Origin of the sequence: Pseudomonas abietaniphila (assembly GCF_900100795.1) — a bacterium.
Taxonomy (GTDB): Bacteria; Pseudomonadota; Gammaproteobacteria; order Pseudomonadales; family Pseudomonadaceae; genus Aquipseudomonas; species Aquipseudomonas abietaniphila.
In genome coordinates this window covers 327,339-350,014 of the sequence record NZ_FNCO01000007.1, presented here as the reverse complement: position 1 = coordinate 350,014, position 22,676 = coordinate 327,339, and the positions used below count along the sequence as shown (strand labels likewise).

Annotated in this window: 20 protein-coding genes; 14 read left to right on the top strand and 6 right to left on the bottom strand. The window is 59.8% G+C overall.

Annotation, left to right across the window (positions count from 1 at the left end):
* Nucleotides 1–14: 14 nt before the first annotated feature.
* The 6 genes from BLS87_RS16175 (at nt 15) to BLS87_RS16150 (ending at nt 6,497) form a co-directional block, all read left to right on the top strand.
* Nucleotides 15–959 carry an ABC transporter substrate-binding protein gene (locus tag BLS87_RS16175; protein ID WP_074753482.1) on the top strand — a complete coding sequence of 315 codons (945 nt, stop codon included), beginning with the start codon at nt 15–17 and terminating at the stop codon, nt 957–959.
* Nucleotides 960–980: 21 nt separating this feature from the next.
* Nucleotides 981–1,997 (top strand): aldo/keto reductase, encoded by a 1,017-nt coding sequence (locus BLS87_RS16170; RefSeq protein WP_074753481.1) that lies wholly within the window; start codon nt 981–983, stop codon nt 1,995–1,997.
* Complete coding sequence (locus BLS87_RS16165; protein ID WP_074753480.1) at nt 1,994–2,854, top strand: amidohydrolase family protein; 861 nt, start codon at nt 1,994–1,996, stop codon at nt 2,852–2,854. The genes BLS87_RS16170 and BLS87_RS16165 overlap by 4 nt, the downstream gene beginning before the upstream one ends.
* Before the next feature lie 66 nt (nt 2,855–2,920).
* A complete protein-coding gene (locus BLS87_RS16160; RefSeq protein WP_074753479.1) occupies nt 2,921–3,931 on the top strand; it encodes a zinc-binding alcohol dehydrogenase family protein in 1,011 nt (336 codons plus the stop codon).
* A 158-nt stretch (nt 3,932–4,089) separates the two neighbouring features.
* Nucleotides 4,090–5,619 carry a UxaA family hydrolase gene (locus BLS87_RS16155; protein ID WP_074753478.1) on the top strand — a complete coding sequence of 510 codons (1,530 nt, stop codon included), beginning with the start codon at nt 4,090–4,092 and terminating at the stop codon, nt 5,617–5,619.
* Between the two features lie 149 nt (nt 5,620–5,768).
* A complete protein-coding gene (locus BLS87_RS16150) occupies nt 5,769–6,497 on the top strand; it encodes a FadR/GntR family transcriptional regulator (protein ID WP_074753477.1) in 729 nt (242 codons plus the stop codon).
* Between the two features lie 45 nt (nt 6,498–6,542).
* Here the strand turns inward: BLS87_RS16150 and BLS87_RS16145 are convergent, their stop codons facing one another.
* Nucleotides 6,543–7,292, bottom strand: coding sequence for a creatininase family protein (locus BLS87_RS16145; protein ID WP_074753476.1), 750 nt, complete (start codon nt 7,290–7,292; stop codon nt 6,543–6,545).
* Between the two features lie 12 nt (nt 7,293–7,304).
* A complete protein-coding gene (locus BLS87_RS16140; RefSeq protein WP_074753475.1) occupies nt 7,305–9,020 on the bottom strand; it encodes an amidase in 1,716 nt (571 codons plus the stop codon).
* Between the two features lie 250 nt (nt 9,021–9,270).
* On the opposite strand from BLS87_RS16140, the gene BLS87_RS16135 reads away from it, so the two are divergent.
* The 4 genes from BLS87_RS16135 to BLS87_RS16120 are packed head-to-tail and all read left to right on the top strand — an operon-like array spanning nt 9,271 to nt 12,255.
* On the top strand, nt 9,271–10,509 hold the full coding sequence (locus tag BLS87_RS16135) for a SpoIIE family protein phosphatase (RefSeq protein WP_083370691.1): 1,239 nt from the start codon (nt 9,271–9,273) through the stop codon (nt 10,507–10,509).
* Nucleotides 10,510–10,511: 2 nt separating this feature from the next.
* Complete coding sequence (locus tag BLS87_RS16130) at nt 10,512–11,081, top strand: SiaB family protein kinase (RefSeq protein WP_074753474.1); 570 nt, start codon at nt 10,512–10,514, stop codon at nt 11,079–11,081.
* 17 nt (nt 11,082–11,098) lie between these two features.
* Complete coding sequence (locus BLS87_RS16125; protein WP_074753473.1) at nt 11,099–11,485, top strand: DUF1987 domain-containing protein; 387 nt, start codon at nt 11,099–11,101, stop codon at nt 11,483–11,485.
* A gap of 14 nt (nt 11,486–11,499) precedes the next feature.
* Entirely contained in the window at nt 11,500–12,255 is a 756-nt protein-coding gene (locus BLS87_RS16120; RefSeq protein WP_074753505.1) for a GGDEF domain-containing protein, read from the top strand.
* Nucleotides 12,256–12,338: 83 nt separating this feature from the next.
* Here the strand turns inward: BLS87_RS16120 and BLS87_RS16115 are convergent, their stop codons facing one another.
* From BLS87_RS16115 to BLS87_RS16105, 3 genes are all read right to left on the bottom strand, one after another.
* Entirely contained in the window at nt 12,339–12,899 is a 561-nt protein-coding gene (locus BLS87_RS16115; protein ID WP_167362073.1) for a TetR/AcrR family transcriptional regulator, read from the bottom strand.
* 215 nt (nt 12,900–13,114) lie between these two features.
* Entirely contained in the window at nt 13,115–16,225 is a 3,111-nt protein-coding gene (locus tag BLS87_RS16110) for an efflux RND transporter permease subunit (protein ID WP_074753471.1), read from the bottom strand.
* A complete protein-coding gene (locus tag BLS87_RS16105) occupies nt 16,222–17,316 on the bottom strand; it encodes an efflux RND transporter periplasmic adaptor subunit (RefSeq protein ID WP_074753470.1) in 1,095 nt (364 codons plus the stop codon). The genes BLS87_RS16110 and BLS87_RS16105 overlap by 4 nt, the downstream gene beginning before the upstream one ends.
* A gap of 212 nt (nt 17,317–17,528) precedes the next feature.
* Between BLS87_RS16105 and BLS87_RS16100 the strand changes: the two genes are divergently transcribed.
* The 3 genes from BLS87_RS16100 to fabF are packed head-to-tail and all read left to right on the top strand — an operon-like array spanning nt 17,529 to nt 20,656.
* On the top strand, nt 17,529–19,007 hold the full coding sequence (locus tag BLS87_RS16100) for an efflux transporter outer membrane subunit (protein WP_074753469.1): 1,479 nt from the start codon (nt 17,529–17,531) through the stop codon (nt 19,005–19,007).
* The gene (locus BLS87_RS16095) at nt 19,008–19,325 is read left to right on the top strand and encodes a LysR family transcriptional regulator (RefSeq protein WP_074753468.1); all 318 of its coding nucleotides are present in this window, start codon (nt 19,008–19,010) and stop codon (nt 19,323–19,325) included.
* A gap of 56 nt (nt 19,326–19,381) precedes the next feature.
* Nucleotides 19,382–20,656 carry a beta-ketoacyl-ACP synthase II gene (fabF, locus tag BLS87_RS16090; protein ID WP_074753467.1) on the top strand — a complete coding sequence of 425 codons (1,275 nt, stop codon included), beginning with the start codon at nt 19,382–19,384 and terminating at the stop codon, nt 20,654–20,656.
* On the opposite strand, the gene BLS87_RS16085 is transcribed toward fabF, so the two are convergent.
* Nucleotides 20,637–21,578, bottom strand: coding sequence for a LysR substrate-binding domain-containing protein (locus BLS87_RS16085; protein ID WP_083370690.1), 942 nt, complete (start codon nt 21,576–21,578; stop codon nt 20,637–20,639). The genes fabF and BLS87_RS16085 overlap by 20 nt on opposite strands.
* A gap of 93 nt (nt 21,579–21,671) precedes the next feature.
* Between BLS87_RS16085 and BLS87_RS16080 the strand changes: the two genes are divergently transcribed.
* Entirely contained in the window at nt 21,672–22,619 is a 948-nt protein-coding gene (locus tag BLS87_RS16080; protein ID WP_074753466.1) for a DMT family transporter, read from the top strand.
* The last annotated feature ends 57 nt before the right edge of the window (nt 22,620–22,676 follow it).

The window sequence follows — 22,676 nt, the reverse complement described above, 5'->3', positions numbered from 1 at the left end:
ATGGACTGTCTACCATGAAAACGCTGAATATCATCACGCTTGCTGTGGCGGCCTCGCTCACTTCACCATTTTCCATGGCGGCCAACAGTGAAATTGCTGTCATTGTAAAAAGCTCGAATTCCAACTACTGGCAAAACGTGCAGAAGGGAGCCCAGGCAGCCGCTAAGGATTTACCGAATGCCACGGTCACTTTTCAAGGGCCAGCCTCCGAATCGGCTATCGCTGATGAAGTGAATATGGTGGTTAACGCGGTGAACCGTGGCGTCTCGGGGATTGTCCTGGCCGCGTCTGATCCAGACGCATTGGTGCCCGCCATAAAGCAGGCTTGGGAAGCCCATATCCCCGTCGTTCTCATCGACTCCACCGTTTCTGCGGAGGGTGCTGCCTACTATCAATCATTTCTTTCGACGGATAACACCAAAGCCGGTGAGTTGTGCGCGCAGCGGATGATTGAAAAAGTAGGGAAGACAGGGAAGATCGCGATTATGTCCTACGTCCCTGGAGCAGGGTCGGAAATTGGCCGTGTGGGCGGCTTCACCCATTATATAAAGCAGCATTCTAATTTAACGATCGTTGGCCCTTTTTACTCACAGTCGCAGATGGCGAACGCGCTTAATCAGACAACAGACGTTCTGTCGGCGAATCCGGACCTAAAAGGTATCTATGGCGCCAATGAGCCCACGGCCGTTGGGATGGCGAGAGGTATTGCGCAAGCGGGTAAGGCCGGAAAACTCGTCGCCATTGGGTTTGACGGCAATGAGGATCTCCAGAACTTCGTCAAGGACGGCACCCTCGACTCCATTGTGGTTCAAAGCTCTTACAAGATGGGATTGGATTCTGTGACCTCGGTGGCCAAGGTTATTGCCCGAACGCAAGTGCCGAAAACGATCGATACCGGCGTGCTGCTTATCGATAAATCAAACATAGATAGCACTGAGGCGAAAAACGTCTTGTATTAATCGATAAAGGTGGCTGCAGCTATGCAAATCACTGAGACGCGTTCGCTCATTGGCGGTTCGATTGAAATAGGTGTATTTGGACTCGGCTGCTCCCAAGTCGGAGGGCTTTTTCAAGAGGTTTCGCTTTTACAGTCGTCTCAAACGTTAGAGGCCGCCTGGGACAGGGGGATCCGATATTTCGATACTGCCCCTTTCTATGGCTACAGCCGTTCCGAACGCCGAGTGGGCACAAGCCTGAGCGAGCGTACCCGGACAGACTTCATATTGAGTACAAAAGCAGGTCGGCTACTCGTTCCTGATGACTCAGTGCGAAGGGGAGACGATGGCTGGGCTAATCCTTTGCCATTTCGCCCTCGGTACGATTACAGCTATGACGGCATCCGGCGCTCCCACGACGACAGCCTTCAACGTCTCGGGCTCTCCAAAATTGACATTTTGTACGTACACGACATCGGCCGGATGACCCATGGTGAACTGCACGACCATTATTGGCAGCAGCTCACTAAAGGCGGCGGATTCCGCGCGTTGGAAGCACTGCGCAAGGATGGAACGGTCGCGGCTGTCGGGTTAGGAGTAAACGAGTGGGAAGTCGTTCAGGACAGCATGAATGAATGCAAGCTCGACTGCACACTCTTGGCCGGGCGCTACACGCTCCTGGAACAAGAAAGCCTCAAACCTTTGATGAATATTTGCCTGGCCCAAGGCAATGCGATCGTGATCGGAGGGGTCTTCAACTCCGGCATTCTCGCCGGCGGAAAACATTTTGATTATGGCGAGGCGCCTGCTGCTGTGGTCAAGAGGGTTGAGGCGCTCAAGTCCGTTTGTCAGGAGTACGACGTAGCGCTTCCCGCCGCTGCGCTGCAATTTCCGATGGCTCACCCCGCGGTGGTGTCCTGCGTTGTTGGCACACGCACAACGCAGCAACTTGAGCGCAGTATTCAATGGTTCGAGCAGAGCATTCCTGATGCTTTCTGGGAAGCGCTCGTTGAGCAGGGACTTATAGACCCAGAATCTCCACTGCCCAAGGGGGCTCTATGAGTTTTCGCATAGACGCTCACCAGCATTTTTGGCATCTGAACCATGGGTACGGTGATTGGCCACCCTCTGAGCTCACCACGATCTATCGAGATTTTACCCCGGCTGATCTGGCTGAGCTTCGTCGAGCGTCCCACATTGACGGAACCGTCGCCGTGCAGTCAAACCCGCACCCAGGAGACACGGAATACCTGTTGGGATTAGCCAATGAACACGCCAGCATCCTGGGGGTAGTCGGGTGGGTCGACCTAATGGCCACTGACGCTGCCTCCCAGATTGCTGCAATGGCTCGCCATCCGAAACTCAAGGGTGTGCGCGTAATGCTGCAGAACTTGCCAGCCCACAACTGGATCGAGAGCGATCACATCCAACCCGCAATACAGGCACTCATTGCGCACGACTTGAGTCTTGATGCGTTGGTTTTACCGCAGCACCTGGTTGGGCTCTATCGGTTTGCCGAGCGCAATCAAGGCTTGCGCGTTGTCATCGATCATGCCGGAAAACCCGATATTGCCAATCGGGTGGCTGCCCCGTGGCGGGATGACCTCCACCGTTTGGCGACGCTTTCCAATGTGCACTGCAAGCTGTCCGGACTGCTCACGGAAGCTGCGCCAAATGATGGCCGAGAGGCGCTACAGCCTTACATGGACGCGATTCTCGAGGCGTTTGGCGTCCAGCGCGTCATATGGGGGAGTGATTGGCCAGTGGTCAATCTGGCCTCCAGCTATCAACAGTGGGTGCGTATCTCGACCGAGTACCTTCGAGAGCATAAAGACCAAACCGTCCGCGAGGGTGAGGCTTTGATAATGGGGCTGAACGCCAAGCATTTTTATCGCATTGATCAGCTGGCGCACCGCTAACCCATCCTGACTCTGCCAACCTTTCGACGACCTCGCAGCTTAAACATGCAGGTCTGGAGAATCATCATGCTCACAATTGTGTGTGAAAAACCGGGGTCGCTGACTGCTGTGGAAACCAGCCTTCCAACACGCCGGGAAGGGGAGACCTTAATTCGAATTAAACGTGTGGGGGTTTGCGGCACAGACCTTCATATCTTTACCGGGAACCAGCCCTACCTGGAATATCCCCGGGTCATGGGACACGAGTTTTCAGGGATCGTCGAAGAGAGCGGTGCCACAAGCGGTCTGATACCCGGAGATGTTGTGTACGTGATGCCCTACATTTCGTGCGGCGACTGCATCGCCTGCAGGCAGGGAAAAACCAATTGCTGTACACGCATCCAAGTGTTGGGCGTGCATCGGGATGGCGCGTTTACCGAGTACCTGAGCCTGCCGGATGAGTTCATCCACAAGGCTGAAGGAATCACTCTGGATCAAGCCGCGATGATCGAATTCTTGTCCATAGGTGCGCACGCGGTCAGGCGTGCTGATATTCAATCAGGTCAGCGTGCGTTGGTTGTAGGCTCCGGGCCCATTGGGATGGCGGCAGCCATTTTTGCAAATCTCAAAGGCGCCACTGTCAGCGTGCTTGACACCCGTGCTGACCGCCTCCAATTCTGCCGCGAGCAACTGCATGTTGCTGCGACGGTGGAAGTCGGTGTCGGCGATAAGGAGCGGCTGGCAGAGCTCACGCATGGCGAGTTTTTTGACGTGGTATTTGACGCGACCGGCAATCCCAAGGCCATGGAGCGCGGCTTCGAGTTCATCGCCCATGGTGGCAAATACGTGATGATCTCGGTGGTTAAAGACACCCTCACTTTCTCTGATCCGGAATTTCACAAGCGGGAAGCCACTTTGTTGGGTAGTCGAAATGCTACGGCAGAAGATTTTCATTATGTTCAGCAATGCCTTCGCGACGGCTTGATCCCTGATGCCGCCCTTAATACTCACCGTATGAGTTTGAGTGACGTGCCGACCCAATTCCCGACGTTACTGGATCCGGGCCAAGGTGTGGTCAAAGCAATAATTGAATGTTAGGGGGCCGCATGGCGCTACAGCGGTTGCGCCAGTCCTTCTATTTGGCACCCGTCGGTTTCTTCAAGCGCCTGTCGACTTGCCGGCCTTGTGCAACCTCGTCTAGATCACGCCTTATCGAGGCGTCCCTGAAGTGACGCCTACCTGAGAGAATCCTTAAGATGACTGTCCTTAGCCCTTCATTGATTATTCTAGCAACCGGCGACGATGTGGCTGTCGCTCGAAGCGATGTTGCCGAGGGAGAAAACCTCTGCGTGAGCGGCATCAATCTGGTCGCAAAGGAATCGATTCCCTCGGGGCATAAGATAGCGATTCGTGCTGTTCCCTCCGGCGGCGTGGTTCATAAATACGGGCAGGTTATTGGGCAAGCCACACAGGACATCCGCCAAGGCGAGCATGTTCACGTCCACAATCTGGAAATGCCTGTAGAAGGGGCTTTTCACGAATCAAGCCACCTGTATGTACCGACGTCGTTGGTCAATGAGCCGATGACCTTTGAAGGTTTCTTGCGCGACGATGGGCGAGTGGGCACTCGAAACTTCATTGGTGTCATCTCCAGCGTCAATTGCTCTGCCACCGTCTGCAAACAAATAGCCGAGGCTTTCAAGGGGGAGGCGCTGGGCGAATGGCCCGGCGTTGACGGGGTGGTGGCGATCACTCATGGCAGTGGCTGTGGCATGGGGGCCAAAGGCGACGGCTTTGACATTCTCAGCCGTACCCTGCGTGGCTATTCAAACCATGTCAATTTTGCCGGCATACTTTTGATAGGGCTGGGGTGTGAGGTCAGCCAGCTAACGCCGTTGATGGAGGCGCTCACCCCTCGCTCCAGTACCCTGATGTCGAGCCTGGTGATCCAGGAGCAGGGTGGGACAAGGGAAACTATCGAGCACGGTAAATCACTTGTTCGACAAATGTTGCCGATCATCAACGAAGCCAGACGTACACCTCAGTCGCTGCGCCACCTGACGGTGGGTTTGCAGTGCGGCGGGTCGGATGGCTATTCGGGTATCAGTGCGAACCCCGTCTTGGGTGCGGCGGTTGATCTGCTGGTGCGCAACGGTGGGACGGCGATTCTGTCTGAAACCCCTGAGATCTATGGTGCTGAGCACTTACTGACTGCGCGCGCCGCCACTTCGGAAGTCGCGTCCAGGCTGATGGGCCGCGTGCATTGGTGGGAGGACTATGTTGTGCATAATGGCGGCGACATGAATAACAACCCTTCGCCGGGCAATAAGGCAGGCGGTATTACCACCATCCTTGAAAAGTCGCTTGGTGCTGTTGCAAAAGCCGGGTCGACCGGGCTAATGGATGTTTACCAGTACGCTGAACCGGTGACCGCCCAGGGTTTGGTGTTTATGGACACTCCCGGCTACGATCCCGTATCGGCAACAGGTCAGGTAGCAGGCGGCGCAAACCTGATCTGTTTCACCACCGGTCGCGGCTCGACATACGGTTGCAAACCGACGCCCTCCATAAAGATCGCGACTAACACTTCACTGTTCGAACGAATGCCTCTGGACATGGACTTCAATGCTGGCGGCATCATTGATGGCACCGATTCGATAGAAAGTGCGGGTTACAGGCTATTTGAATTGATAGTCGCTACCGCTTCGGGACTTAAAACCTGCAGTGAGCTCAATGGGCTTGGCGACAATGAGTTCTTGCCCTGGCAGATTGGGGCAGTGATGTGATGACGACTGTCTCACCCGACGTGCCCGATACGACCTCAGTGAAATAGACGCCTTATGCGGGTTTTTGATCTCAGCGCGTCATTGCGCGCTCTGTGCATTGAAATTTAGAGCGCAGACTAGTGGGGGAAACCAGAAGTGGATTGCAAAGCATGTCTCAAGAAAAAGTTTCAACCGAGCGTAAAGTCTATCAAATCATTGCTGACCGCCTCCGCGAACGGATCCGGCAAGGGGACTTTAAGGCCGGTTCACGACTGCCCGCAGAGCGCGAGCTTGTTCAGATATTAGGTGTTTCACGTCCGTCGCTAAGGGAAGCGCTGATAGCCTTGGAGATAGACGGCAGCATCGAAATCAGGATGGGGTCGGGGATCTATGTCTGCCAGAAACTCCTCGATTCCACGCGCCAGACATCCACGTTCGGCGAAAGCCCTACTGAGCTCATGCAAGCCCGCGCGATCATTGAGGGAGAGACGGTGGTAATGGCCTGCATGAACGCTACCAAGGCAGATTGCCGGTATCTTCAGGCCACGATTGACAGTATGCGTGCGGCCGTTGCGAACGGTACCTCTGCGGTGGAAGCTGATCGAAAGTTTCATCACCGCCTGGCCAAGATAGGCGGTAATACTGCTTTACTAAAGATCATTACAGCGCTTTTCGATGAGAGGCATAGCCCTATTTCTTCCCATATGACAGAGCATGCAGAGAGTGTCAAAACATGGACTGCCGCAATTACAGAACATACGGCCATCTTGGATGCGCTTCAGTCCAAAGATATCGTCGCAGCTCAAACTGCAATGCGGCATCACTTAAAGACCTCGGAAAAACGCTGGATTGAAGGCGCGCAGCTTCGGTCATTTGAGGATGAAGAGTCCTATCAATGACTCCGCGCAAATGTTGGCGGAGCTGGACGCCTTGGCGTCGTGACCTTATGCCGGCGTCGATTCCCGACTGAAGGCATTCACCGCTTGCACGAGACCCTTGGCGGCGAGCTTTACCAGTTCGCCGCCTTTTTCCGGGGTGGCGAGGTCCGGGTCTGAGCCCATGCGCCCGTCCGGGAAGCGCGCACGAAAGTCGCGCGCCTCGCGGATCGGGCCGGTGGGTGCAATGCGTGGCGAATACGCCGCTGACTTGATGGCGTCCGGATAAGCCCACTGCGTGACTGCAATCTCCGACGGTGTGGCGTGCGAACCATGGCCCACTGGAAACTGCTCTTGGGCCAGTTGGCCGACGCCTTCCAGATCCCACCAGTTGCACAGCTTCAACGCGAAACCCGCCGGCCGTCTGGCGAAGCTGGCTTCGGCGTACAGCTCGGAAAAGGCGGCTTCAATCGACGCCACGTTACCGCCGTGGCCGTTGAGGAACAGGATCTTTTCGAAACCGTGCCCGGCCAGGGAGCGAACCCAGTCGCCAATGGCGGCGATGAAGGTCGAAGGGCGCAGCGAAATCGTGCCCGGAAAACCGAGGTGATGCTGCGCCATGCCGATGTTGAATGTCGGGGCGATCAGGATATCAGCGTCTTTCTGCGCTTCTTCGGCGATGATCTGCGGGCACATCCAGTCCGTGCCCAAGAGCCCGGTCGGGCCATGTTGCTCGTTCGAACCGATGGGCACGACGATAGTGCGGCTGCGGGTCAGAAACGCTTCGATCTCGCGCCAGGTCGACAGGTGTAAAAGCATGCTGGACTCTCTCTAGGATTTCGCGGAAACAAGGGCAGGTGTGCGCGGCGGAATCAGCCGTTTCGACCCGGTCGATTCAAACGCAGACGCCAGACGCAGCAGCGTCGAGTCATCATAGGCGCGACCGGCGAACGTCAGACCGACCGGCATGCCGATGTCAGCCATGACGCCCATAGGCACCGTGACTGTCGGAACGCCCAGATGGCGAATGGCGAGGTTGCCGTTGGCGACCCACACACCGTTGCTCCAGGCGATGTCCGCAGACGCAGGATTGACGTCTGAATCAGCGGGCGCGACGTCTGCCACGGTCGGGAACAGCACGGCGTCCAGTCCTTGGGCATCCATCCATTCTTCCAGGTCGATGCGCCGGGTTTTCTCCAACCCGCGCAGGCCGTCCGCCAAGGTGTCGATTTTGTTCCACGGCGTGATGCCGCGCTCGGCCATGCGCACGTATTCGTCCATGCCTGCGGCCAGATCACCTTCGCGGTTGGGCAGTGTGCCGGGGTCGTGCGGGAAGATCTTCGGGCCGTCGACATCCACCAAGCGGTTTAGCTTCGGATCGCCGTTGGCCTGCAGAAAGTCATCAAAGGCCCACGCCGTCAGGTCCCACAATTCGTGGTGCAGAAATTCCTTGGAGACGATTCCGCGGTTGAATACGGTCGGCGCGCCCGGGCGATCGCCTTCGCAATTGGAGACCAGCGGGAAATCGACTTCGATGACTTCCGCGCCTGCCGCTTCGAGGGCCTGGCGGGCGTCTTCCCACAGCGCGATGACCGAAGGACGGGTGTTGATGCGCTGGCCGGTCGGGCCGCCGATGCCCGGCGCTTCACTGGTGCCTGCATCAGGGTCGGCATTGATGTACATGCGCGGGATGCCCAGGCGTTTACCTGCCAGTGCCTCGGCATTGACCGCGAGTTCCGCGTAAGAGGCCGGACGCACCGACGCGACCGCAGGGATCGGCACCCAGGGTTGCAGCCGCCACAGGTCGCCGCGTGTGTCGGGATCGTCCGCGACCACCACGTCCAGCACCTCCAGCAGGTCGGCCATGGTGCGGGCGAAGGGCACGACGACGTCCATGGTCGGTGTCAGCGGCCAGTTGCCGCGTACCGAAATCACGCCGCGCGACGGGGTGTACGCGCACAGGCCGTTGTTGGACGCCGGGCCGCGACCGCTCGACCAGGTTTCTTCAGCCAGACCGAACGCCGCGAAGCTGGCCGCCGTCGCCGTACCGGCGCCGTTTGAAGACCCGGAGGCAAACGGTGCCGTGAGGTAGTCGCCGTTGTAGGGACTCTCGGCGCGACCGTAAACGCCGCGTTGCATGCCGCCGTTGGCCATGGGCGGCATGTTGGTCTTGCCCAGGCAAATCGCCCCGGCAGCGCGCAACCGTTCCACGGTGAACGCATCGCGGTAGGCAACCAGATCGGCGAATGCAGGGCTGCCGGACGCAGCGGTGAGGCCTTTGACCAGGTAACTGTCTTTGGCGGTGTACGGAATGCCGTCGAGCGGGCCGAGCGTCTGGCCGTTCGCGCGGCGCGCGTCGGAGGCTTCGGCTTCTTTAAGGGCATCAGGGTTGCGGACCACCAGTGCGTTGAGGCGCGTCGTGGTGTGAGGCCCATCATAGGCGTCAATGCGTGCCAGGTACGCCTGGACGAGTTCAACGGCGGTGGTTTCGCCGCACGCCAGCGCCGCGCGCAATTGAGCGATGGAGACTTCGGTGACTTCGATCATGCTGCCACCGCCGACGAGTGGGAAAGAGGGGCGTTGCGTGTCTCAAAAAGGCTTTTCATATCGCGTTCCGTTTCGCTGAACTGTCCGACAGGGTCTGAGCGTTCGACCCGGGTGGTGTATTTAACACCAAGTGCAAGGCGCGAGGCACGGGGCCAAATGGCGACAGCGCGAACAAATGACGCGTTTTGTAACATCACCTTAATATCACCTTGATACTGTCCGCGCTTTAGTCTGGCGCGGTAGTACTGGCATGCAGGCGGAACATTTCACATTCATGCGGCCGACGTTGCCACGAGATCACCGGTGCGCGGGCGACCTGTGCAATGAGGTGCCCGGCATTGAATCGGACAGCACCAACCATCGTGTCATGGAGATTTTCAGTGCCCACCGCGAGCGCGCCTGTCTCGCCGTGCTGGAGGGCGATCGACCGATCGGGCTGATCAACCGCAACATCTTCCTGTCGCAGATGAGCAAGCCGTTTCACCGCGAGCTTTACGACAAGAAAAGCTGCATCGCCTTCATGGACAAGGAACCGCTGATCGTCGATGCCGGGATGAGCATTGAGGCGCTGACATTCAAAACCGTCGAATACGGTGAAAAGGCGCTGGCCGACGGCTTCATCGTCACCCGCAACGGGCACTTCGCCGGGTTGGGCAACGGCCTGGAACTGATGGCGGTGGTCGCTGCCATGCAAGCCGAGAAAAACCGTCAGATGATGCAGAGCATCGAATACGCCAGTGTGATTCAGCGCGCCATGCTGCGGGCCTCCCGCGAGGCGCTGAGTTCGACGCTGGGCGATGCCTCGCTTTTGTGGGAGCCGCGCGATGTGGTGGGCGGCGATTTCTATCACTTCTGCGCGTATGCCGATGGCTGGTTCGGCGCCATCGCCGATTGCACGGGGCACGGCGTTCCCGGCGCGTTCATGACGTTGATTGCCTCGTCATCCCTGACCCAGGCGCTGGCGCAACTGGGGCCGCGCAACCCTGCGAGCCTGTTGTCGGCGGTCAACCGCAGCGTCAAGGAGCAATTGGGGCAGGTCAACGGCCTCGATGGCACGCCCGAATCCGACGACGGTCTGGACGCGTCTTTTTTCTGGTTCGATAACGCCACGCAGGTGCTCAGCTTTGCGGGCGCGCATATGGCGCTGCATGTGTTGCACCCCGATGCCGAACAGCTCGAGACCATTGCCGGCCAACGTATGGGCGTGGGCTACGTCGACAGCCACTTCGATTACCAATGGTCGGTGAGTCGCGTGCAGATGCAACCGGCAAGCCTGATGTTCATCGCCACCGACGGGTTGATCGACCAGATCGGCGGCCCGAAGCGCATTGCCTTCGGTAAGCGCAAAGCCTTCGAGACGATCATCGCGCACCGCAACCAGCCGTCGAATGAAATCTGTGAAGCCCTGCAAACCGCGCTGGCCGTGTGGCAGGGCGAGCAGGCCCGCCGTGACGACTTGACCCTTTTCTGTGCCCGTATTCAGGAATGATGATGTTCACTTCACCCACCGCTCAGCAGGACTGCACGTTTTTCGATCTGGCCCAACAGAGAAACGTGATTTTCTACCACATGGGCTACTTCTCGCATCACATCATCTCGGCGATGGCCGAAGTGGTGAAGCTGCAGCTGGAAATCTCCGGCGTCAGCGGCCCGACCCGCCGCAAGCTGTTCTCGTCGTTCGTCGAGCTCTCGCAGAACATCATTCATTATTCCTCCGATGCCTTGAGCGCGACGGTCGCCGAAGCATCGGCGCTGCGCCAGGGCGCCGTCTGTATCAGCACCGACGGTGAGCGGCACCTGATGCTTTGTGCCAATCCCATTGCAACGGCCGACATCGAGCGACTGCGCGAGAAACTCGAGCCGCTGCGCACCATGTCACTGGAAGAAATCAAGCAGGCCTACAAAGTCACGCTGCGCGCCGAGACGCCGGAGGACAGCAAAGGCGCTGGCCTGGGTTTCCTGACCATGGCGCGTGACGCCAGCGCGCCACTGGAATTCGGTTTTCATCCGCGCCCGGACGACCCCGAAACCACTTTGTTTTGCCTTAAAGCCACTATTTGATTGAGCGACGCTTAGCCATGGACAACTTCTACATTGAAGCAACGGCCACTTCGCCGGAAGTCGACTTTCGTTTTGACCAGCATCTTCTGTCGATGAAAGGCGAATCGTACCCGGAGAACGCTGCGGCTTTTTACGCACCGATCGTGCAGCAGCTGCGAGCATTTCTGGACGCCAAAGAAGGCGCGACGATCACGGCGAACATCGCACTGGCCTACTTCAACAGCTCCAGCACCAAGATGCTGTTCAGCATTTTCGATGCCCTGGATCAGTCCGCCGAGGCAGGCAACCGGATTGAAGTGAACTGGTACTACGAGGAAGAAGACGAAACCATCTTCGAGTTTGGCGAAGAGCTCAAGGCCGACTTCACCTCGATCATCTTCAATGACCATCCAGTAACCACGTGAACAGGGTGATCAACATGGCAGCTTCTGTGGCGTCGCGGGGCACCTCGCCGGACCCTGCGCCAGACTTGTTCAAAAGCGAGGCCGAGGCGCTTGAGCAGGCTCGCTCGACCCTGGCGCTCGCCGACGCCGACGCGCAGGTCTACCGCACATCCTTGTCCGAACTGGCGACGCACTACGAGCGCCTGATGCGGGAAACCCGCCGCCTGATCGGTCGCAGCGACCGCGCTGAGCGCGAGATGAACGCGCTCAATGCCCAGCTTCAGACGCTGGCCCGTCAGCTGGAATACCGCGCGACCCACGATGCCCTCACAGGCGTGCTGAACCGCGGCGCAATCATCGACATGACCGCCCAAGCGTTGCTGCACACCGGCGCAGTGATGATCGTTCTGGACATCGACCACTTCAAGCATGTGAACGATGAGTTCGGCCATCCTGCGGGCGATGCTGTCATTCGGGGGATCGTCGATTGCCTGCGGCAGATCGTGGGCGAGGGCGCTGCCATCGGCAGGGTAGGCGGCGAAGAGTTCACCGTGCTCATCCCCGGCGGCCAGCTCGAACAAGGGGTCAAGCTGGCCGAAGCCATGCGCCAGGCCATCGCCGCCCATGTCTTCGGTGCCCCTGTCGACCGCGCCATCACCGCCAGCTTCGGCGTCAGCGCCAATTCGGCAGGCACCGGTTTCGACACGGCCTATGGGTTGGCGGACACCGCGCTGTACCACGCCAAACGCGCGGGACGCAATCGCGTGGAAGTGGCTGATGATTCGGTTTGAAACAGCGAGTCAACGCACCTCGCGTAGCTGCCGCAGTACGCTCGCTTGCAGGCTATCGGCAGTAAACCCCGCAAACGCGATCTTTAAGGAGCAAGGCTGCGCAGCACCAGATTGGTGGTTGCGTTCATGCCTCTTTCCAGCTCATCCCAGGTCCGTTGCTCCAGGCACCTTGGATTGGTGTACGGCATGATGACCTCTGCCAGTCCGTCAGCCACTTCATCCAGCGGCGACTTCTTCTCGAACTCACCGGTCTGGCGGCCTTCTTCCAGAATGCGCTCCAGCATCGAGTAGATCTGCGCCTTGTGCCCGGCAGCGGTACACCATCCACCCTCGATCGCTGCGACCACCACCTCGTTGACGGCGCTCTCGATGACGAACAGCTCATAGCTCAACTTCAACGCAGTGCGCATGAACAGCCGGAATCGCCGTGTCGGCGACAGGTCCATGTCGACGACTTCCTGCAACTGAGTGTCCAGTTTCTCCAGCGTGTGTGCGCAAATCGCTTCGCCAATGGCCTGCTTGGATTTGAAGAAGCGATAGATGTACGCCGTTGAAATCCCCATGGCTTTGCTGAGGTCGGCGACGGACGTCTTGCGGTAGCCGGCCTCACGAAACAAGGCCTCGGCCACGTTGATGATTTGCACTCGACGGTCATGCTCGGCTGGGCCGCGTTGACCGGAGGTGGGAAGGATGACGGGTTCGGATTCGCTTCGCATAGGCCTGATAACTGGGTAGGTTGCGCAAGGGGGCGATTGTACATCAACGGGTTAGCCGCATCTGTGCCCGGTCACGACAGGGCTGTACGCCAACAGCCCCAGTGGCGCAGTCGCCTGGCGACCACGCCACCGGAGGTGTGGGCTCAACCCGCGTCGGCAGGGGCCGCGGCGCGCGTAGCAGTCGCTTGCTTCGTTCCGTTAGCGGGTGGTTTGATCTTGAACCAGATCGCGTAAAGGGCTGGCAGGAACAACAGCGTGAGGACGGTCCCCACCGCCGTGCCGCCGATCAGCGTAAACGCCATCGATCCCCAGAACACCGAGAACGTCAGGGGGATGAACGCCAGCACGGCGGCCACGGCCGTCAGGATCACCGGTCGTGCGCGCTGCACCGTCGCCTCGACCGCTGCGTGATAGGGGTCGAGCCCGTCGGCCTCGTTGGTGTGAATCTGCCCGATCAGGATAAGCGTGTTGCGCATCAAGATCCCTGACAGACCGATCAAGCCCAGGATGGCGTTGAACCCGAACGCCTGATGGAAGATCAGCAGAATCGGCACGGTGCCGACCAGTCCCAGCGGGGCGGTCAGGACGACCATCGCCATGGCGGCGAAGCTGCGCACCTGGGCAATGATCACGATCAGGGTGAACAACAGCATCACGGGGAAGATCGGCGCCAGTGCATTGTTTGCCTTCAGCGACTCCTCGATGTTGCCGCCGATCTGGATCTGATACCCCAACGGGAGGTTGCTGATGATCGGCTGTAGCTGCGCATACACCTCCATCGAGACCTGAGGCGGCTGCATCTGCTCGTCGATGTCACCGCGCACGGTGATCGTCGGTATGCGATTGCGGCGTTTGAGAATCGGGTCCTCCGAACGAATCTCGACGTGGCCGATCTGCCGGATCGGAATCAACTGACCGGTCTTGCTGGTCAACGTCATGTTTTCGATGCGGGCCGGGTCGAGCCTGTCTTCATCCTGAGTGCGGGCCATGACATCGACCGTGCGGATGTCTTCGCGCACCTGGGTCACGGAAATACCGGTCAACAGGAACTGCAATTGCTCCGAAGCCTGGGAGGAGGTGAGTCCCATCACCTGCAGGCGATCCTGATCCAGGACGAAATGCAGTGTGGGCTGTTTTTCGCTCCAGTCGGTGTTCACCTGACGCATGCCAGGGTTCTTGCGCATCACCTCGGCAACTTGCTGCGCGATGCCGCGCACTTTGTCGGCGTCCGGCCCCATCACGCGAAACTCGACAGGAAAGCGGGTGTACGGTCCGAAAACCAGTTGCGAGACACGCACCCGTGCTTGCGGCGCGAGTTGCTTCTCCACTTGGGCACGCAGGCGCAGCTTCAGGGCATCTCGTGTGCCTTCGTTCTCGGTCAGTACGATGATTTTTGCAAACGACGGGTCGGGCAGCTCCGGGTTATAAGACAGGAAAAAGCGCGGCGCCCCTTGGCCGATGTAGCTGGTCACGATCTTCGCTTCCGGCTGGGTTCTGATCCACGCCTCGACTTTTTTCGTGGCCTCGCTGGTGGCGTTGATCGAACTGCCTTCGGGCAACTGCACTTCCACCAGCAGCTCGGGACGGTCGGAGCTTGGGAAAAACTGCTGCTTGACCGAGCCCATCCCCACGATCGCCAGCGCGAACAAGGCAAACACGCCGCCGGCGACCCAGTACTTGTATCGTATTGCGGCGCTGATCAACCGCCGCAGACGCTGGAAGTTGGGCGTGGAATAGATCCTGTCATGACCGCCCTCGACCTGTTTGATTTCAGGCAACAGCTTGACGCCCAGATACGGCGTGAAGAACACCGCGACCATCCAGGAAATGATCAGCGCAAAGCCGACGATCCAGAAGATATTCCCGGCGTATTCGCCTGCCGTCGACTGGGCGAACCCCACCGGCATCAGTCCGATGACAGTCACCAACGTGCCCGCCAGCATCGGCGCCGCCGTGTGGCTCCAGGCATAGGACGCCGCCTTGATGCGGGTGTAGCCTTCCTCGAGTTTGACCACCATGATTTCAATGGCAATGATCGCGTCATCGACCAGCAGGCCCAGCCCCAGAATCAAGGCGCCCAGTGTAATGCGGTCAAATACGCGCCCGGTCGCCAGCATCACAATGAGTACCGCGGCCAGGGTCAGGGGCACGGCGGCGGCCACAACGATCCCCACGCGCCAGCCCAGGCTCAGCAGGCTGACGACCATGACCACGGCCAGCGCCACGAAGAACTTGATCATGAACTCGTCGACCGCCTCGGTGATATTCACCGCCTGGTCGGTGATTTTGCTGAAGCTGATGCCTTGCGGCAGGTTCGATGAGATTTTCTGTTGTTCGGCCTGAAGGGCTTTGCCCAGGTCCAGTCCGTTCCAGCCGTCCTTCATGACGACGCTGAGCACCAGTGCTTCTTCACCGTCGTGACGGATGATGAAGGTTGCCGGGTCTTCATAACCCCGCTTCACGTCCGCCACATCACTGAGCTTCAGCGTGCGGCCTTGCGAAGCGGCAATCGGCGTGTTGCGAATCTTCTCGAGATCGTCCAGGGCGCCATCCAGGCGGACGAACACCTGCGGGCCTCTGGCCTCGATGGAGCCGGCGGGCGTGATTGCGTTCTGGTTGTGCAACTGGGCGAAGATGTCTTGGGCATTGACACCCAGATTCGCCAGGCGCGCATAGGAAAACTCGACGAAAATGCGCTCGGGACGCTCGCCCAGAATGTCGATTTTTTTCACTCCAGGGACCTGCAGCACATCCTGACGAATTTCCTCCGCCTGGCGGGTGAGGTAACGGTGGGGCAGACCGGGTGCTTTGAGCGCGTACAGCGCGAACGAGACATCCGAGTATTCGTCGTTGACGTACGGGCCCAACACGCCGGAGGGCAATTTGCGGGTTTCGTCCAACAGCTTTTTGCGGGCCTGATAAAACTCGTCGGGGACCTGTTTGGGCGGCGTGGCGTCGAGCAGCGTCAAGGTCATCAATGCCAGGCCCGGACGCGTGATGGTCTCGACCCGGTCGTACCATTTGAGCTCCTGCAGGCGCTTCTCCAGAGGTTCGGCGACCAGGTTCTGCATCTCCTCGGCCGTCGCGCCTGGCCAGACGGCGGTGACGGTCAACACCTTCACCGTGAACGCCGGGTCTTCCGCGCGGCCGAGCTTCATGAAGGCCACGAGCCCGGCCAGCGTAATCGCGATGATCAGAAACAGCGTGACGGCACGTTCGCGCACCGCCAGCGCTGACAGGTTGAATCCGCTCATGGCGTCACCGCCAGTTCATTGCCCAGGCGAACTTTCTGGTTGGCGTGCAGCAGGTGAGCGCCGAGTGCCACAACGGTATCACCGGGTTTCAGATCGCCGGCCACGCGTGCGGTTTCCAGGCCCAGCGCCAACACGTCGACCGCGTGCTCCTGGACGGTCATCGACGCCTGATCGATCACCCAGACGCTGTATTTTTCGCCGCCATTGCGCAGCGCTGTCAGGGGGATGGCGAGGGAGGGTTTGTCTGACGAGAGGCTGGACTGAAGCGTGATCTTGATCGTCGCACCGAGCGGTGCGTTCTTGAGTTCGTCGCTGAGCACATAGCGTGCCGAAAAGGTTCGGGTCACCGGATTGGCGGCCTCGGACAGCTCACGAAGCCTGGCGGGAGCACTGCGCACCGGGGTTCCGTACAAGCGCGCCTGAGCGGTGGATTCAAGCGCTGGCCTCAGGGTTTCAGGCAATTCGACCGCCGCCTCGCGGGGGCCGTCCTTGGCCAGCTCCACCACGGTCTGTCCCGCTGCAACCACCTGGCCGGGTTCGGCCGCCGTGTTCACCACCAACCCATCCGCGTCTGCCTTCAGTTCTGCGTACTGGCTGGCATTGGCGGCGACGTCTGCCTGCGCCTGGGCGGCATCCAGCTGAGCCTTGGCGCTGTTCAGTGCGGCAATCGCCTGGTCATAGGCCATGGCCGAAATCGCACCAGCGGCGACAAGGCTGCGCAGTCTCGATTCGTCAGCCTGCGCCTGCACCAACCGGGCTTTCGCCGAGGCCACGGCGCCTTTCTGGTTGGTGATGGCCAGATTCAGGTCGACCGGGTCGATCTTCATCAGCGTCTGCCCCTTGTGAACCCGTTGGCCCACATCGACCAAGCGCTGAATCACCTTGCCGGAGACGCGAAAACCCAGATCGCTCTGCACCCTGGCCGCCACGACGCCGGTAAATGATTGCGTCGTTGAGTGATCAGGCTGAACGACAGCGGTATCGACGACCGGGTCGACGAGGCGTGGGTCGCTTTCCGGAGGATGGCCACAGGCAGCCAGCAGCAGGGTAGCGGCCGTGATGGAGACAAGTGCAGCAGGACGTATCGACATGGCGACCTCCAGAAAAATTCAGGACGCAATGTTCTTTTATGTTTACGGTTTTGTAAATGCGTAACTTTAGGTGGCTGTCATAGCCTTCGTATCGTTAAGATCTAGGCCGGTATACGTTGGGGTTCCATAAATTTCAGTGTGACGAATTTAATAAACCGTTGACAAAAAGTTCTGCTCGGAAATAATTGCCGCTCGAGATCACAGGACTTGCCATGAACCTTTTTCCTTTTCGAAGCGCATGGACCGCAGGCTGGTTGTCCGCTGTGTTTCTGGCGGGGTGCGCGGTCGGCCCGGACTACCACGCGCCGGGCCTTCCGGCCCAGGCTTCGTTCCGCAGCCAGGCACTGCTGGAGCAGCGGACCTCCAGCCTGCCCGCTGCCGACATGGCCACTTGGTGGGCGGGGTTCGGTGACAAGGAACTGGAGACGCTGGTTAACCGTGCGCTGGCGCAGAACCTCGATCTGGCGCAAGCCGTTGCCAAGGTGAACCAGGCCCGTGCCATGACCACGGGGGCGCGTTCGGCGCTGTTGCCGTCAGGTGAGCTGAGCGCTCAGGCGAGCAGGAATCATCAGTCGCTTCAGGACCCGATCGGGCAGCTTGCCAGCGCGTCTCCCGGCTTCGATCGCAACAGCAGCCTTTATCAGGTCGATGCCGGTGCGAGCTGGGAGGTCGACATCTTTGGCGGGTTGCGGCGCGGCCTCGAAGCGGCCAACGCCGAGCAGCAGACGGCCGTCGCGCAACAGGCCGCCGTCAGGCTGATTGTTACGTCGTCTGCGGCCAGTGGTTACATCCAGCTGCGTACGTTGCAGGCTCGGCTCGAAGTCGTCGAAAGCCGGGTGAAAACACAGGCCGATCTGGTCAGGCTGCTGCAACTGCAATACGCCAACGGCGTGGTCGCCCGACTTCAGTTGAAACAGGCCGAGGGCGTCCTGGCGACGGTGTCGGCGCAGGTACCGCCGTTGCGCAGCTCGATTGAAAGCACGATGAACTCGCTCGAAGTCCTCAGTGGCGTGATGCCAGGGACGCTTCACGCAGAGCTGTCGGTGGTGACACCGATACCCGTGGCGCCGGGCATCGATACCGCTGGGGGGCAAGCCGACATGCTCCGTCGCCGCCCCGATGTCATTGCCGCTGAACGCACGCTGGCGGCCTCCAATGCGCGAATCGGCCAGGCAGTCGCAGATTATTACCCCAAGTTTTCGCTCGGCGCGCTGCTGGGCTCTGCCACCCATGCCAGTGGCAACCTCTTCTCCGGCGATGCCGATCAGGCACAGGCGGTCTTCGGATTGCGCTGGCGCTTGTTCGACTTCGGTCGCGTGAAAGCGGAAGTCGAATTCGCCAAAGGCCGTGATGCGCAGGCGCTGGCCGCCTATCAACAGACACTGCTGCAAGCCACCGCCGACGTCGAAGACGCGATGACCCAACTGGTGCAGAGCGAGAAGCAGAAGGCAGTCCTTGAGGACGGGGTGCGATCGTTGGCCGAGGCGCGAGCGGCAGCCTTTTCTGCGTATGAGCAAGGCAGTGTGAGTTTTATCGAGGTGCTGGACGCCGACGACCGTTTGCAGCTGGCGCAGGAACAGACGCTGCTCGCCCAGTCCGCAGCGTCCGTCGCCGCCGTGGACTGCTTCAAGTCGCTCGGCGGAGGCTGGAACGCACCACGCGCCGACGTGGTGGCGAAGGCTGGACAGTAAATGGGCGCAGAGGCCGCGTTGCTCAGAGAGAGCCTGTTGAGTGAGCTCGATTTGAATCTGCTCCTGACCTTCGCGGTGTTGTACCGGGAGTGCAGCGTCAGCAAAGCCGCCAGGTGCCTGCGCCTGGGGCAGCCGGCGGTCAGCAATGCGCTGGCCAGATTGCGCCTCTATTTCAATGATCCGTTGTTCAAGCGCGGGTATCGCAGGATGAACCCGACCGCCAAGGCGACACGGATCGCCGAGGCAATCTTTCCTGCACTTCAGGGTGTTCAGGAAGCGTTGCGTTGCGCCGGTTCCACGTGTGCTCCGCAGCGCTAACGCCTGAAAACACAGATGCCCCATCGGTTGCATGTCGCACTAGAAAGGATCCGAGCATGAAAGGTAAACGTATCGTTGTCACAGGCATGGGCGTCGTTTCGCCACTGGGCGTTGGCGCGCAAATTGTCTGGCAGCGCTTGTTGAGCGGGCAGTCGGGTATTCGCGCGCTGCCGGCCGAGATCGCTGCCGACATCAGTTCGCAAATTGCCGGTGTGGTCCCCACGATAGAGGAGGACCCTGAGGCCGGTTTCGATCCAAATGCCACTGTGCCCTCCAAAGACCAGAAGAAGATGGACCGCTTCATCATGTTTGCACTGGCCGCTGCCAGGGAGGCGTTGAATCAGGCCGCCTGGCATCCGCAAACCGATGAAGAAAAGGAGCGCACCGCCACGATCATTGCGACGGGTGTCGGCGGTTTCGGCTCGATTACCGATGCGGTGCGCACCACGGACACCAAGGGCCCGAAACGCCTGTCCCCGTTCACCATTCCGTCGTTTCTGGGCAATCTGGCGGCCGGGCACGTGTCCATTCAGCATGGCCTGCGTGGGCCAATCGGGGCGCCCGTCACTGCGTGTGCGGCCAGCGTGCAGGCTATCGGCGATGCCGCGCGTCTTATCCGCGATGGTGAAGCAGACATCGCAGTGTGCGGGGGTGCCGAAGCCGCCATCGACCGGGTGAGCCTGGCGGGTTTCGCCGCCGCTCGAGCGATGTCCGGTGGTTACAACGACACACCGACGCTGGCGTCCCGTCCGTTTGATCGGGACAGGGACGGTTTCGTGATGGGTGAGGGCGCGGGTCTGTTGGTCATCGAGTCGCTGGAGCACGCGCAGGGCCGGGGTGCGAACATCCTGGCAGAGCTTGTCGGCTATGGCACCAGCGCCGATGCCTACCACCTGACGGCGGGGCCGGAAGACGGCAATGGCGCGCGCAGGGCCATGCAGAAAGCGATTGATCAGGCCGGCATCAGCGCCCATCAGGTTCAGCACCTCAATGCTCACGCGACGTCGACCCCGGTGGGGGATCGAGGGGAACTGGCGGCCATCAAGGCAGTGTTTGGCGAGCAATCGGGGATCGCGGTGACCTCAACCAAGTCGGCGACCGGTCATTTGCTGGGCGCCGCCGGAGGTCTGGAAGCGATCTTCACGGTATTGGCGGTGAGGGATCAGAGGGTGCCGGCGACCCTGAATTACACCCACCCGGATGAAGCGGTGGGGGGATTGGACATCGTGCACGGCGCCGCGCGGCCATGGGCCATCGAATATGCCTTGTCCAACGGTTTCGGGTTCGGTGGCGTGAACGCCAGCGTGCTGTTCAGGCGCTGGCAGGGCTGACGAGCTCAGCCTGCGCTGAAGCCAGCAGCCACTCCCTGAACAACTCGGCGGACGGCGACCGTGCGCGATGCTTCACCGACACCAGAAATTCGCCATACCCGGTTCTGCACTCAAAAGCCGTGACCCGCTGGAGTTCGCCTCGGGCCACGGCCTCATCTCCCATGAACGTCCACGCCAGGCCGATGCCCATGCCTTGTTGCACGGCGCGGAAGGCCAGGGTCAGTTGGTTGAACACCGGCGCATGGTCCGGCGGCGAGTAGTCATGACCCAGGCGGTGAAACCACTGGTCCCAATCCAGGCAATGCCACGCGGACGTGTCGATCTGGATCAGGTTCGCTTGTGCCAATTGCTCCAGCGTCTGGATGCCGGACACATCGAGCGAGGGGTGAGCGGCGGGGTAAACGATTTCCGGCAGCAGGAAATCGCTGTTCAGTGAGGCCCATTCGCCAGAGCCGTACAACAGACCCAGGTCGTAATCATTGACGCTGGCTTCGTCCATTTCATTGATGGCGTGAACGTGAACGGCGATTTCCGGGCAGGCCTTGTTGAACTCGATGAGCTTGGGGAACAGCCAGAACTGCGCGAGTGCATGGGTCGCCAGCACCGAGACGGCGTTGGTTTGATGGACGTTACGAATCCGCGTGACGCTCTGGTACATCGTGGTGAGCATGAGGTTCACCGTCACGAGCAGTTCTTCGCCTGCCGTGGTGAGCGCGACGCCACGGGGTTTGCGTTCGAACAGCGACACGCCGACGCCGTCTTCCAGAGTGCGCATCTGTTTGCTGACGGCGCTCTGGGTCAGAAACAGCTCGGACGCGGCGCCGGTAAAGCTGGCGTGGCGTGCGACGGCTTCGAAGGTGATCAGGGTTTCCAGCGGCGGTAAGGTGCGCAGGTAGCGGTTGATGGTGAATACCCTCGACATGCCTGTGTGGAATGGGTCGCTGACTTTTTATCGCATGTGGTCGGGTTTTTCCATCGTTAGAATCGACCTCATTCACCTGGCCGAGTCGATGTCATGAACAGCGGGATTGTGTTTGCACTTCTGGCCGGGGCCATTTGGGGCGGCGTCATCGTCGGCCCGTCGTTATTGCCGGAATTCAACGCTGTTCTGATCAGCAGCGTTCGATTCGCCATTTACGGGCTGTTTTCGCTGGCCGTCGCCTTGCCCTTCGCCGCGCGCCTGATTGCGAAGTTGACCCGCGCCGACCTGCTGATGCTGTTGCGTCTTTCCTTGACCGGCAATGTGTTGAATTACGCGTTGCTCGGGGCGTCTATTCAGCTCAGCGGGGTCACGGCCGCTGCGCTGATCAACGGGATGATGCCGGTCGCGATCACCTTTCTGGGGCGCAGTGATGCGGGGTCACTGCCGGTCCGAAAGCTCAAGTTGCCGTTATTGATGATATTCCTGGGAATCGTAGCGATCAGCCTGGAACACGCAGCTTCAGCGTCGTCGAACGTGCCATTGTCCTCGCAGCTGCTGGGCCTGGCGTGCGGTTTCTCCGGCGTGCTCAGCTGGTCGTGGTACGCCACACGTAATGCGCGTTATCTCAGAAACAGCGCGTTCAACAGCAGCGAGTGGTCGACGCTGCTGGGCATTGTCACCGGCGTGGTGGCGGTGGCTTTTGGATTGGGCGCCCTGATGCTGTTTCCGAACCTGATACCGGCCAACATTGAGCACAGCCGCTGGATGGATTTCTTTTGGGTCTGCCTGTTCCTCGCCCTGTGCGGCTCATGGCTGGCCAACGGCCTGTGGAACGCCTGCTCGCGCCGAATGGCAACCTCCCTCAGCGGCCAGATGATTGTCTTCGAAACGCTGTTTGCCTGCGTGTACGGTTTTGTGTTCAACCAACGAATGCCCGGCCTGATGGAAGTCATCGCCATCACACTGCTTATCGGTGGCGTCGTCTGGGCGGCGAGACGGCATCGGGTGCCGACCGTGAAGCTGGAGCAGCCGGTTGTTTGATGTCGGCGTCTTAGGCCTTGTCAGGAAAATTGCATTCACAGGGTTTACTGCCGGTTC